The organism is Azoarcus indigens (assembly GCF_004361735.1).
Taxonomy (GTDB): Bacteria; Pseudomonadota; Gammaproteobacteria; order Burkholderiales; family Rhodocyclaceae; genus Azoarcus; species Azoarcus indigens.
Genome location: NZ_SNVV01000009.1, coordinates 55,260 through 68,099 on the forward strand (window position 1 = coordinate 55,260; position 12,840 = coordinate 68,099).

Consider the following 12,840-nt stretch of genomic DNA (forward strand, 5'->3'; position numbering starts at 1 on the left):
CGTATCCCCGCGTCCGTTCGCGCCGCGCTCAGGCCGCCAGCACGCGCAGCGCGGCACCCGGCCCGGGCTGCGCATCGACCAGTGCCCGGGTTTCCGGCAGGGCCAGCGCGGCCACCGCGCCGACGACGATGATGGCCGGCGAGGCCAACCCTTCCGCCTGCACCCGCGCCGGCAGCTCCGCCAGCGTGGTCTTGAGGTGGCGCTGGCCGGGCAGCGTGCCCGAGGCGATGGCGGCGGCCGGCGTATCCGGCGGCAGGCCTGCGGCGATCAAGCGCGCGCTGATGTTCAGCACCCGGCTGAGGCCCATGTAGATCACCAGCGTGGTGCCGCCCTTGGCCAGCGCCGCCCAGTCCGGCTCGCTACAGCCATCACCGGCGGTGCCGCTGACCAGGGTGACGCCGTGGGTGTAGGCGCGGTGGGTCACCGGAATACCGACTGCCGCCGCCGCGGTAAGCCCGGCGGTGAGCCCCGGCACCACCTCCACTTCCATGCCCAGCGCTTCCAGGTAGGCCTGTTCCTCGCCGCCACGGCCGAAGACGAAGGGATCGCCCCCCTTCACCCGCACCACCTTCAGCCCCCGCCTGGCGTAGCGCGCCATCGCGCGGTGGATGAAATCCTGCGGCGTGGAACGCATGCCGCCGCGCTTGCCTACCCGCACGATGCGCACACCCGGTCGTCCCAGTGCAAGCACCTCGTCCGCCACCAGTGCATCCGCCAGCAACACGTCCGCTGCGGCAATGGTCCGCGCCGCGCGCACCGTCAGCAGGTCCGCGGCTCCCGGGCCGGCTCCGACCAATGACACCTTGGGCATGGCTGCCTCCTCCGACTCAATCTCGACCAGCAATAAAAAACGGCGTCGCGCCGCAGCCCGGATCTACCCGGAATGCGACGGACGCCGTTGTCCGTATTCTTTACAGCGGGACCTGCCGCCTCTTTGCGTCAGCCCTGGTGCTGCAGCCCAGACATAGCAAGTTGGGAGCCAGCCTCGCCCTCATAAAAATAAAGCTTTGATTTATATACTTTTTTATCAAAATACAACACTCTCTGGCCCAGGGTCCGGCACTGTTGCGGTGCATCCAAGGCGGCTGACGCACCAAGACCTCGCAAATCCGGCCGCGTTCAGCCTACCGTCCGGCCCGCCGTCACGGCAGAAAGTCCTCCGCCAAACCGGTCTCCCATCTGATTCCAATGGGGTAGCTGTCGGGAATTTTTACGGTGCCACTGCAACGCCCCTTTCCCGGCCGGGCAAATCGGCCGCGAAAATCTCGCAATCAACTGATTTAAAACGATAAAAAATTTGCCCCCCATGGCTAGCACAGTTAATGCTTAGAGGCGGCGTGAAATGCTTCGCATTTGATACAAAAAAGCATGCCGTTCTACCCCAAGCGTACAAACCGTCAGTTCTGCATCGAGGCAAATTCATGAAGACCAAGCTTCTCGCATCGCTCAGCATCGGCGCCGCCGCCATGCTCTCCACCGCTCCGGCTCACGCCTTGTTCATCAACGTGGTGAACGATCCCGATCCGGCCAACACCCTGGTCTCCGCGCTCTTCGGCGCGAACAGCGGCATCAACGTGGTTGCCGGCAGCGCCAGCTTCGTCGGCCGCACCACTGTTGGTCAGGAGCAATCGGCGACCTATACCAACTTCAACCTGTCGCCCAACTCCGGTCCCGGCGCCACCATTACCAACCCCAACGGCATCCTGTTGACCACCGGCAATGCCAACCTGCCCACCAGCAACACCACCAACAGTTACTCCAACGCACTGAGCCAGCCAGGCACCGGCTCCAACGCCCAACTCAGCGCGCTGTCTGGTCAGAGCACCCACGACCAGAACTACCTCACCTTCGAGTTCACCGTCGAGGCCGGCTTCAATGCCATCCTGGCCAACTTCGTGTTCGCCAGTGATGAGTTTCCTACACAGACGGTGACCGACATCTTCGGTTTCTTCGTCGATGGCATTAACTACGCCTTCTTCCCGGGCGGCGCGCTGGTCTCCAACATTCCGCAAGCCAATTTCCAGAACAACCCGGTTGGCGCCGACGGCTACCCGATCGAGTACAACGGCCTCACCACCAGCCTGCTCGTGCAGGGCCTGCTCGATCCCACGCTGACCACCCACACGCTGACCATCGCCATCGCTGACACCAGCGACAACATCTACGACAGCGCGGTGTTCATTGGCGGCCTGCGCGCCGGCACCGGCAGCGGTGGCGGCATCATCAACCCGGTTCCCGAGCCCTCCATTCTCGGTCTGCTGGGTGTCGGCCTCGCCGGCCTGGGTGCGCTGCGCGCCCGTCGCCGCAAGGACTGAGAAGTCCGGCTTGCCGGATAAAAAAACGCCGGATCGCCCGCAAGGCGGTCCGGCGTTTTTCATTTCTGCCCGGTCAAACCAGCGACCATCCACCGGCTGGTCTCCGCTCGGCTTCGTCAGGCAGCTACCCTCAGCTGCTTCTGGTACAGGAACTCCATGATGGCAGCGCGGCAGTTGCCGAACACCGGGTCATGCGCCAGCGCCAGCCGGTCGCGCGGCCGCTCGAGTTTCACGTCCAGGATCTCGCCTACGGTGGCCGCCGGGCCGTTGGTCAGCATCACCACCCGGTCGGACAACAGCACAGCCTCGTCCACATCGTGGGTCACCATCACCATGGTGGCGCGGGTCGCGGCGAGAATCTTCATCAGCTCGTCCTGCAGGTTGGCGCGGGTCAGCGCGTCCAGCGCACCGAAGGGCTCGTCCATCAGCAGGATGCGCGGCTGCATGGACAGCGCCCGGGCGATGCCTACGCGCTGCTTCATGCCGCCGGATATTTCATGCGGGTATTTGCTCTCCGCGTGGCTGAGGCCGACCAGCGCTAGCGCCTCGCGGGTGCGCTCCTTCAGCTTCACCTTGCCTTCCTTGGCCGAGAACACCCGCTCCACCGCCAGGTAGACGTTGTCGAAGCAGGTCAGCCAGGGCAGTAGAGAGTGGTTCTGGAACACCACCGCCCGCTCCGGGCCGGGGCCGGCAATCTCGCGGCCCTCGCACAGCATCACGCCGGTGCTGGGCAGGGTGAGGCCGGCGATGAGGTTGAGCAGCGTGGATTTGCCGCAGCCGGAGTGGCCGATCAGGCTCACGCTCTCGCCCTCGTGGATGTCGAGGTGGATGTCGCGCAGCGCGGTGAAGGTGCCCTTCTTGGTGGCGAAGGTCTGGCCGACGTTTTCGATCTGGACGATCTTCTTGCTCATGGTGCGGCTCCTCAGCGGCTTTCGTAGTTGAAGCGGCGGGCCAGCAGCATCAGCGCTTGCTCCAGCGCCAGGCCGACGATACCGATGACGAAGATGGCAATGATGATGTGCTCCACCTTCAGGTTGTTCCATTCGTCCCACACCCAGAAGCCGATGCCGACACCGCCGGTGAGCATCTCCGCCGCGACGATGACCAGCCAGGCGGTGCCGATGGAGAGCCGGATGCCTGTGAGCATGTAGGGCAGCACCGCCGGAAACAGTATCTTGGTGAACACCTTCCATTCGGACAGCTTGAGTACGCGGGCAACGTTTAGATAGTCCTGCGGCACGCGGGTGACGCCCTGGGCGGTGTTGAGCACCATCGGCCAGATGGAGCAGATGAAGATGGTCCAGGTGGCGGCCGGGTCGGCGCGCTGGAACACCAGCAGGCCGATGGGCAGCCAGGCCAGCGGGCTCACTGGCCGCAGCAGGCTGATGATGGGGTTGAGCATGCGCGACAGGATGGCGAAGCGGCCGAGCAGGAAGCCCGCCGGAATGCCGACCAGCGCGGCGATGCCGAAGCCCATGCCCACCCGCTGCAGCGAGGCGAGCACATTCCAGCCTATGCCCTGATCGTTGGGGCCCTCGCGGTAGAAAGGGTCGGAGAACAGCACCACTGCCGCGTCCCAGGTCTTGCCCGGACTGGGGATGCCGCCGCCGTTCAACGTCGCCAGGTGCCACAGGCCGATCAGCAGGGCCAGACCAGCCACCGGCGGTACAAACGCCCGCAGCAAGGCCTGCAGCGCCACTTGCAGGCGCTCTCCCAGGCCGGCACCCGTCGGTGCCGGGGCGGCCGCCATCACCGGCGCGCCGACAACCGCCGGCTTGTAACTTGCCACCCGTCCGGCTTCAACCGCCTTGCCGGCCTCGCCCTCGCCCAGTTCCTTCACCGGCTGATCCGTCATCGCTGCTGCGCTCATGATGTCGTTCTCCTAGTCGCTGCCGTCCGTCCGGCCGTTCAGGCGCGGACCTTGAAGGCGCCGGCGTACTTGGCCGGCTCCTTGCCATCCCAGACCGCGCCGTCGATCAGCCTGGACGTGCGCATCTCGCTCTTGGGCAGGGACACCCCCACCGCCGTCGCCGCCTGCTTGTAGATGTCGATGCGGTTGATCGCCCTGGCCACGCCGAGGTAGTCCGGCTCCTTGTCCAGCAGCTTCCAGCGACGGTGCTGGGTGAGGAACCACATGCCGTCGGAGAGGTAGGGGAAGTTCACCGCGCCGTCGTTGAAGAACTGCATTGGGTGAGCGTCGTCCCAGGTCTTGCCCAGGCCGTTCTCGTAGCGACCCAGCATGCGACCGAGGATCACGTCCATGTCGGTATTCACATAGGAACGCGCGGCGATAGTCTCGGCGGTGGTACGGCGGTTGGACTGGGAGGCATCGATCCAGCGCGAGGCCTCGAGAATGGCGGCGGTCAGCGCGCGCGCACTGTTGGGGTTCTTCGCCACCCAGTCCGACGTGGTGCCGAGCACCTTCTCCGGGTGATCCGGCCACACGTCCTGGCTGGTCGCCACCGAGAAGCCGACCTTGTCGATGATGGCGCGCTGGTTCCACGGTTCGCCCACCGAGAAGCCATGCATATTGCCCACCCGCACGTTGGCCACCATCTGCGGCGGCGGCACGACGATGGTCTTGACGTCGTTGAAGGGGTGGATGTCGTGCGTCGCCAGCCAGTAGTACAGCCACATGGCGTGGGTGCCGGTGGGGAAGGTCTGGGCGAAGGTATAGGTGCCGGGCGCGCTGGCGGCCACCACCTTCTTCAGCGAGGGGCCGTCCACCGCGCCCTTGTCCTTCATCTGCGTCGCCAGCGAGATGCCCTGGCCGTTGTTGTTCAGCGTCATCAGCACCGCCATGTCCTTCTGGCTGCCGCCTATGCCCATGTGTACGCCATACACCAGACCGTAGAGCACATGGGCGGCATCCAGTTCGCCGGATACCAGCTTGTCCCGCACCGCGGCCCAGCTCGCCTCCTTGCTGGGGATGATCTTGATGCCGTACTTCTCGTCGAACTTCTGCACCGAGGCCATCACCACCGAGGCACAGTCGGTCAGCGGTATGAAGCCGACGCGGATCTCCTTCTTCTCCGGCGCATCGGAACCGGCTGCCCAGGCACCACCCGGAAAAGCACTGCCGAACAGGGCGCTGCCACCCAGGGCGGCACCGGCCTTGATGAAATCGCGGCGGGATAGCGCCGGTACCAATGTGCTTTCACTCGACATGCTCGACTCCTTGAATGCGGTCCGGAAAACGAAAACGGCGCCCATCTCCGCTCCGCGCGTCAGCACGGATGGGAAATGGACGCCGTTGTCCAATGTTCGGTAGGTCTTGCTTCAACGAACGCCGAACCGCCGTTGGTTCAGCTTCGGCTTCTGAATAGCATGAGCCGTGCCAATACCCTTGACCGGGCGGAATGGCCTGCCACTGCTGGAGAGCAAGGTGTTCAGGGGATTGGGGGCAGTCCTCTCAACGCACTGACGCAGTGCAGCATGCGAGGCAGGCGCACGCGAGCGGTGCAGACTCCGAGAACGGATTTCGGGCAAACAAAAAGCCCCCCTGATTCCAGGTGGCCTTCTATGTCGGCGATTCAGGGAAGGCCTTGCCGTGTCGGCAGCAACCACCCCGCGGGCAAAAGGCCGGTCACCCCCGGCCGGCCGGTCTTAAACTACGCGTCCGCTACGCGCTCCGGGCAGGAAATCGGCCAGTGAGAGGGTGGCCTCCGCCACTTCGACCAGGCGGCGGTTCTGGCTCATCGCAGTCTGCCGCAGCAGCTTGTAGGCCTGGTCCTCGGTCATCCCCTTGTGCGCCATCAGCAAGCCCTTGGCGCGCTCGATGACCTTGCGCTCGTTGAGCGCGCCGCGCACCGCATTGAGCTCGTCGCTCATCGCCTGCAGCCGGCGGGACTGGGCCTGCACCATGTCAAGGATGGAGCGCTCCAACTGCGGACCGAAGCCGTCGGCGGCTATCAGCGCCTGCGGCGCCTCGCCGTTGAGGGGCTTGTCGAAGAACACCGCGAAGGAGGCCGCCGGTGTGGGGACGCCCGCGGACAGCGAATCGAGGAAGGCCTTCTGATCGTTCAGATCGGCATGCGCTTCCGCCGACTTGGCGGCGCACAGGGACTGCAGGCTGGCGGCGAGCTTGTCCTCCACCGCCTTCATGCCGTCTATGCGCCGGGTGCAACAGTCGTACCAGGCATCGCTCAGCTCCGGATCCAGCGGCCCGCCCGCGGGGGCAGTACAGAGCACCCGACGCAACCGTTCCAACTCCGCCATCTCACCGCAGGCTTCCACCGTACGCCAGTAGGCCAGGATGTCGCCCTCGGTGAAGTCGGAGAAGATCTGGAAGCAGCGGTCCTGCGCTTCGATGAGATGCAGTTGCCGCTGCTGCAGGGTGGCGTCGGCACGCCCCCCGGCAAAGGCGGTCGCACCGGTGGCGCGTTCCTGCCCGGCCAGCTCCTTGCCCTGCATGAAGTTGAACAAGGCTACCAGGGCGCGGGAGATTACCGGATCGCTGGCCGTGTCGGCCGCCTCGAACACTACTGCCAGCAGGCCGGCGATCAGCTCGGTGAAAGCAGCGGTCGCCTGAGCCGGCGGCAAGGCCAGTTTGGCGATACGCGCGCGCAATTCAGGTAAGGCGTCCAGCCCATGCAGCACATAGGCAATGCGACTAAACAAGCGCACACCGCCGCTCAAACGACCGGAGTCGGTCTCCAGTTCATCAAAACGGGCCCGGACTGCAGCTTCCACCTCGACGCTTTCCGCCGCCCGCCGCTGGCGCTGCTCGCCGAAGCGTGCGCCAGCCGAGCCGAGGAAGATATTGGAGGCACCGCGCTCCTTCTGCAGTAAATGCACCAGCCGACCGATGCTGCCGACCAGTTGGCTGGTGACGGCGAGTTGGTCCAGCCCGTGGATTTCGCAGCGCTTGGCTGCAACGAGGAATTCCAGCGCTGATTTCATCTAATTGCTCTCCCCTTGAAGCCGGGCCAACCCGGCACCGGAGAAGCAAACATCATGCACATCATCGCAACAGGGAACGGTCAAAGACTGCGCTGACGGCGGGCTTCGAACAGGCAGATGCCACTCGCAACCGAGACGTTCAGGCTCTCCACGCTGCCGTGCATCGGAATCTGCGCCAGTTCGTCGCAGGTTTCGCGGGTGAGGCGACGCAGGCCGTCGCCCTCCGCACCCAGTACCCAGGCCAGCGGGCCTTTCTGCTCCACCTGGTAGACGGATTTCTCCGCTTCGCCAGCCGCCCCCACCACCCAGACCCCCGCCTCCTGCATCTCACGCAGGCTGCGGGCCAGGTTGGTCACAGTGATGTAAGGCACCGTGTCGGCGGCGCCGCTGGCCACCTTCACCGCAGTGGCGTTCAGGCCCACCGCGCGATCCTTGGGCGCAACCACCGCATGCGCACCGGCGGCATCCGCCACCCGCAGGCAGGCACCCAGATTGTGCGGATCCTGCACCCCATCCAAGACGAGGATGAGCGCGTTCTCATCCAGCCCATCCAGGATATCGGCCAGCTTCAACTCACGCCGGGTGGCGTCGATCCGCGCCACCACCCCCTGGTGGCGGCGGGTTCCGACCATGCCATCCAACCGATCCCCTTCGCTGGGAACCAGCTTGACCCCGGCCGCCTCCGCGGCCGCGACAAACTTCTTGACCCGGGCGTCCTTGCGGTCTCCCGACAGATACACCTCGAAAACGGCCTCCGGCGCGTGCCGCAACTTGGCGGACACCGCATGGAAGCCATAGATCAGACGGGAAGCTGCACCTTCGGAACTCTTGTTAACCACCCCGGCTTCCCTTCCTCGACTTGCTGGCCGCGGCGGATTCCGTCGCAGCGGGCTTGCTAGCAGCCTTTGTTGCCTTGGCGGGAGCCTTGGCGGGAGCCTTGGCCGGCGCCTTCTCGGCCTTGGCCGGAGCCTTCTCGGCCTTGGCCGGAGCCTTCTCGGCCTTGGCCGGAGCCTTCTCGGCCTTGGCCGGCGCCTTCTCGGCCTTGGCCGGCGCCTTCTCGGCCTTGGCCGGCGCCTTCTCGGCCTTGGCCGGAGCCTTCTCGGCGACGGCCCCCGGGGCCGCCGCCTTCGTCTTTCTGGCGCTCTTCGCCGCAGGCTGACGCACGACCTCGGCAACCACCAGTTCACTGCTGACCGCTTCCGGAAGCCGAGCAACTTCCGCGGCCATTTCCTTGGCGAACGCCTTATCCGACACCTTCTCCGCAGATGCCTTGACGGGCTTCTTCGAATTGGCGGCCGCGGGCTTGGTGGCCGCGGGCTTGGTGGCCGCGGGCTTGGTGGCCGCGGGCTTGGTGGCCGCGGGCTTGGTGGCCGCGGGCTTGGTGGCCGCGGGCTTGGTGGCCGCCTTGCCGCCCACGGCGGCGACGGCTTTCTGCGTTCCTTTTTCCTGCTGTGCCACTTCAGCTTTCTCCTGAGCGAGCAAGGGGCCTTCCACAAGGCGGAAGTCGATTTTCGTCGTTTGCATATCCACGCGCATCAGTTGTATCCGCACCCGGTCGGAAAGCCTGAATTGCTTGCCCGTCCGTTGCCCCACCAGCGCGTGCCGGGTTTCGTCGTAATTGAAATAGTCGCTACCGAGCTCCGAGATATGCACCAGACCTTCGATAAAGATGTCGTCCAGTGCCACGAAGAGCCCAAAGGGTACCGCTGCCGAGACGCTGCCGGTGAATTCTTCGCCGACGCGATCCTGCATGAAGTAGCACTTTAGCCATGCCACAACATCGCGGGTAGCCTCATCCGCACGCCGCTCGGTCATCGAGCAGTGCAGACCGATGTCCTCCCAGTCTCCCGGGTGGTATTCCGAACGTGCCAGCACGGCCTTGATCGCACGGTGGACCAGCAGATCCGGGTAGCGGCGGATCGGCGAAGTGAAGTGGGTGTAGGCCTCGTAGGCCAGGCCAAAGTGCCCAACGTTGTCCGGGCTGTAGACCGCCTGCCGCAGCGAACGCAGCATCACCGTCTGCAGCAGTTGCGCATCCGGCCTGTCCTTCACTTTTTCCAGCAGCTTGGCGTAGTCGGCGGCACGCGGCTCGTCGCCGCCCCCCAGGCTGAGGCCGAATTCGGCGAGGAAGCCACGCAACTTCTCCAGCTTTTCCGGGGTAGGCCCCTCGTGGATGCGGTAGAGCGCCGGATGCTCGTTCTTGGCGAGGAAATCGGAAGCGCAGACGTTGGCCGCCAGCATGCACTCCTCGATCAGGCGGTGGGCATCGTTGCGCACCTCCGGCACGATGCGTTCGATCTTGCCGTTGTCATTGAAAATCATCCGTGTTTCGGTGGTCTCGAAGTCGATCGCCCCGCGCTTCGCCCGCGCCTTGAGCAAGACCCGGAACAGTTGATCCAGGTTCTCCAGTTGCGGCAGCAGGGGCTCGAGTTCCGCGCGTGTCGCCGCGTCCTTCTCGTACAACGCTGCGGCCACCTTGGTGTAGGTGAGGCGGGCGTGGGAGAAGATCACCGCCGGATAGAAGCGATAGTTGGCAACAGCGCCATTGCCGGAGATGTTCATGTCCGCCACCATCGCCAGGCGCTCGACCTGTGGATTCAGGGAACACAGACCGTTCGAGAGCTTCTCCGGCAGCATCGGGATCACCCGGCGGGGAAAATACACCGAGTTGCCGCGCTCGTAGGCGTCCTTGTCCAGGCCGTTGCCGGCGACGACGTAGTGCGACACATCGGCGATGGCGACGATCAGCCGGTAGCCGCCGCCCTGACGCTCGCAATACACCGCGTCGTCGAAGTCCTTCGCCGTCTCGCCGTCTATGGTCACCAGCGGGAGAGCGGTCAGGTCCTCTCGGCCTGCCCAATCCTTCTTCCGCACCGTGGTCGGCAGCTTGCGGGTCTCGGCCACTGCCTCCGGACTGAAATCGAAGGGCAGTTCATGCTTGCGCAACGCGATCTCGATTTCCATGCCCGGGTCGGCATAGTTGCCCAGCACCTCGACGACACGCCCTATCGGCTGCGCATAGCGTGTTGGTTGCTCCACCAGTTCCACGGTGACGACCTGACCAGGCTCCGGCTTCTTGCCGCCGGGTGCAATCAGGATGTCCTGCGCAAGGCGGCGATTCTCCGGCACAACCAGCAACACACCATGCTCGTTCAGCACCCGCCCCACCACCCGACGGTTGGCACGTTCCAGCACCTCGACCAGCTTGCCCTCGGGGCGGCCTCGACGGTCCTGTCCGGCGATGCGCACGATGGCGCGGTCGCCATGCAGCACTTCCCGCATCTCCTTCGGGCCGAGGAAAACGTCCGGACCGCCGTCGTCGCGCACCAGGAAGCCATAGCCATCCGGGTGCCCCTCCACCCGGCCACGGATGAGATCCGCCTTGTCCGGCAACAGATAGGCATCGCGCCGATTGCGCAGTAACTGCCCGTCCCGCTCCATCGCCCGCAGGCGGCGCTCGAAATGTTCGACTTCGGAGCCCTGGATATCCAGCGCATCGACCAGCGCCGGGAAGGACAGCGGCACGCCCCGCTCTGCCAGCACTTGCTCGATGTACTCCCGGCTGGGCAGTGGATAGTCGTACTTGGCCGACTCCCGTTCAAAGAAGGGATCCGCCCGACGGACCGGGCTCATCTGGGTAGTGCTCTTGAAGCCACCACTCTTGGCCGGCTGCCGCCGCTCTGTGGCCTGCCTGGAACGGGCTGGCGCCTGGCCGTGGGGTTTGTTTCTATCGTTTCGTTTTTTCGTGTTTCGACTCATTGACATTCTTCTTTTCGTACTTATAATGCGCGGCTCTTGCCCAGATGGCGGAATTGGTAGACGCACTAGTTTCAGGTACTAGCGCCGCGAGGCGTGGAGGTTCGAGTCCTCTTCTGGGCACCAGTTTCGCAGGAAAGCCGCTCTCCAGAGCGGCTTTTTTGTTTTCCGGCCACATTCGGTATTACCGGCTGCTGCAGCCTTGAGGGTGAATGTCATCGCTCGACCGAGCGTCGGCTTCACCTCCGCGCAATCAGGATACGACTGCGCACTTTTTTCGATCCACGACTTCCCAAGCAAGCGGAAGCCCCGTATAATCGCGGTCCTTGCCCAGATGGCGGAATTGGTAGACGCACTAGTTTCAGGTACTAGCGCCGCGAGGCGTGGAGGTTCGAGTCCTCTTCTGGGCACCAGTTTCAAGCAAAAGCCGACTTCGAGTCGGCTTTTTGCATTGAGCGACCACTTTCCGCCCAAGCGGAACTCGCCCGCAACCGCCAGTTTCGCGCGCTCGATACAGAAACCGGCCTTGCGGCCGGTCCAAGCGAAGCCGCGATCAGGCGCCAAAAGGATGGCGCCGCAGGATGGTTTCATCCCGCTCAGGTCCGGTGGAAATCACATCGATGGGAATCTCGCAGATTTCCTCGATACGGTGCAGATAAGCCCTCGCCTCCTGCGGCAGCGCATCCCAAGTCTGCGCCCCAAAGGTGCTGCCGCTCCAGCCCGGCATCGTTTCGTAGATCGGCTCACAGCGGGTCACCTCTTCGGCCCCCATCGGCAGCAGGTCGGTGCGCTTGCCGTCGAGTTGGTAGCCGGTGCAGAGCTTGAGCTCCTCGAGGCCATCCAGCACGTCCAGCTTGGTGATGCACAGACCGGTCACGCCATTGATGATGATGGAGCGCTTCAGCGCAGCGAGATCCAGCCAGCCGCAGCGCCGCTTGCGCCCCGTAACCACACCGAACTCGCGTCCCTTGGAGGACATCTGCTGACCCGGCGTACCGGCAGTCTCGATGTCCAGCTCCGTGGGGAACGGACCGCCACCGACCCGGGTGCAATAAGCCTTGGTGATGCCCAGCACATAGTGCAGACGCCCCGGACCGACGCCGGAGCCCGCCGCCGCCTGACCAGCGACGCAATTGCTGGAGGTCACGAAAGGATAGGTCCCGTGGTCGATGTCGAGCAGCGTGCCTTGCGCGCCTTCGAACAACAGGCTTCCGCCCGCCTTGTTGACCGCATACAACTCGGCCGAGACATCTGCCACCATCGGCAGGATCTCTGCGGCGTCAGCCATCGCTTCATCAAATACAGCCTGGAACTCGATCGCTTCTGCCCCCAGATGCTGGGTCAGGACGAAATTGTGATACTCCAAGTTGGCCTTGAGCTTCTCCGCAAAACGCTCACGGTCGAACAGGTCATAAACGCGCAGCGCACGTCGCGCCACCTTGTCTTCGTAGGTGGGGCCAATGCCCTTACCGGTGGTGCCGATCTTGTCGCCAGCCGCCTTGGCTGCCTCACGCGCACGATCCAGCGCAGCGTGATAGCCGAGGATCAGCGGACACCCCGGGCTAATCCGCAGGCGATCGCGCACCTTCAGACCGCCCTCCTCCAGCTTGCGGATCTCGCTCAACAGATGATGCGCGTCCAGCACAACGCCATTGCCGATATAGCAGGCCACACCTTCACGCACGATGCCGGACGGCACCAGATTCAGCTTGTACTCGGTCTGACCGATCACCAGGGTATGACCGGCGTTGTGCCCACCCTGAAAACGCACCACACCCCGCGCGTGGTCGGTCAGCCAGTCGACGATCTTGCCCTTGCCTTCGTCGCCCCACTGGGTACCGACAACTACCACATTCTTTGCCATTCC

The 12,840-nt window shown here is 64.5% G+C and carries 9 protein-coding genes and 2 tRNA genes; 3 read left to right on the plus strand and 8 right to left on the minus strand.

Annotated features, from left to right (window positions below):
* Positions 1-28 precede the first annotated feature (28 nt).
* On the minus strand, positions 29-811 hold the full coding sequence (gene cobA / locus C7389_RS11640; protein WP_133591555.1) for a uroporphyrinogen-III C-methyltransferase: 783 nt from the start codon (positions 809-811) through the stop codon (positions 29-31).
* Positions 812-1,421: 610 nt separating this feature from the next.
* On the opposite strand from cobA, the gene C7389_RS11645 reads away from it, so the two are divergent.
* Positions 1,422-2,315, plus strand: coding sequence for a choice-of-anchor L family PEP-CTERM protein (locus C7389_RS11645; RefSeq protein ID WP_162851722.1), 894 nt, complete (start codon positions 1,422-1,424; stop codon positions 2,313-2,315).
* A 116-nt stretch (positions 2,316-2,431) separates the two neighbouring features.
* Here the strand turns inward: C7389_RS11645 and C7389_RS11650 are convergent, their stop codons facing one another.
* From C7389_RS11650 to rnr, 6 genes are all read right to left on the minus strand, one after another.
* Positions 2,432-3,226: an ABC transporter ATP-binding protein gene (locus C7389_RS11650; RefSeq protein WP_133591559.1), complete on the minus strand. Its 795-nt coding sequence runs from the start codon at positions 3,224-3,226 to the stop codon at positions 2,432-2,434.
* Positions 3,227-3,237: 11 nt separating this feature from the next.
* Entirely contained in the window at positions 3,238-4,185 is a 948-nt protein-coding gene (ntrB, locus tag C7389_RS11655) for a nitrate ABC transporter permease (protein WP_246034724.1), read from the minus strand.
* Between the two features lie 38 nt (positions 4,186-4,223).
* Complete coding sequence (locus tag C7389_RS11660) at positions 4,224-5,483, minus strand: CmpA/NrtA family ABC transporter substrate-binding protein (RefSeq protein WP_133591561.1); 1,260 nt, start codon at positions 5,481-5,483, stop codon at positions 4,224-4,226.
* 438 nt (positions 5,484-5,921) lie between these two features.
* Positions 5,922-7,217, minus strand: coding sequence for a nitrate regulatory protein (locus tag C7389_RS11665; RefSeq protein WP_133591564.1), 1,296 nt, complete (start codon positions 7,215-7,217; stop codon positions 5,922-5,924).
* An 80-nt stretch (positions 7,218-7,297) separates the two neighbouring features.
* A complete protein-coding gene (gene rlmB, locus C7389_RS11670; protein WP_133591566.1) occupies positions 7,298-8,056 on the minus strand; it encodes a 23S rRNA (guanosine(2251)-2'-O)-methyltransferase RlmB in 759 nt (252 codons plus the stop codon).
* Complete coding sequence (rnr, locus tag C7389_RS11675) at positions 8,049-10,850, minus strand: ribonuclease R (protein ID WP_133591851.1); 2,802 nt, start codon at positions 10,848-10,850, stop codon at positions 8,049-8,051. Before rnr ends, rlmB begins: the two co-directional genes overlap by 8 nt.
* Positions 10,851-11,014: 164 nt before the next feature.
* On the opposite strand from rnr, the gene C7389_RS11680 reads away from it, so the two are divergent.
* Together C7389_RS11680 and C7389_RS11685 are read left to right on the plus strand one after the other, a co-directional pair.
* A tRNA-Leu gene (locus C7389_RS11680) sits at positions 11,015-11,099 on the plus strand.
* Between the two features lie 202 nt (positions 11,100-11,301).
* Positions 11,302-11,386 (plus strand) — tRNA-Leu (locus C7389_RS11685).
* Between the two features lie 140 nt (positions 11,387-11,526).
* On the opposite strand, the gene C7389_RS11690 is transcribed toward C7389_RS11685, so the two are convergent.
* Entirely contained in the window at positions 11,527-12,837 is a 1,311-nt protein-coding gene (locus C7389_RS11690; RefSeq protein WP_133591568.1) for an adenylosuccinate synthase, read from the minus strand.
* Positions 12,838-12,840 lie beyond the last annotated feature (3 nt).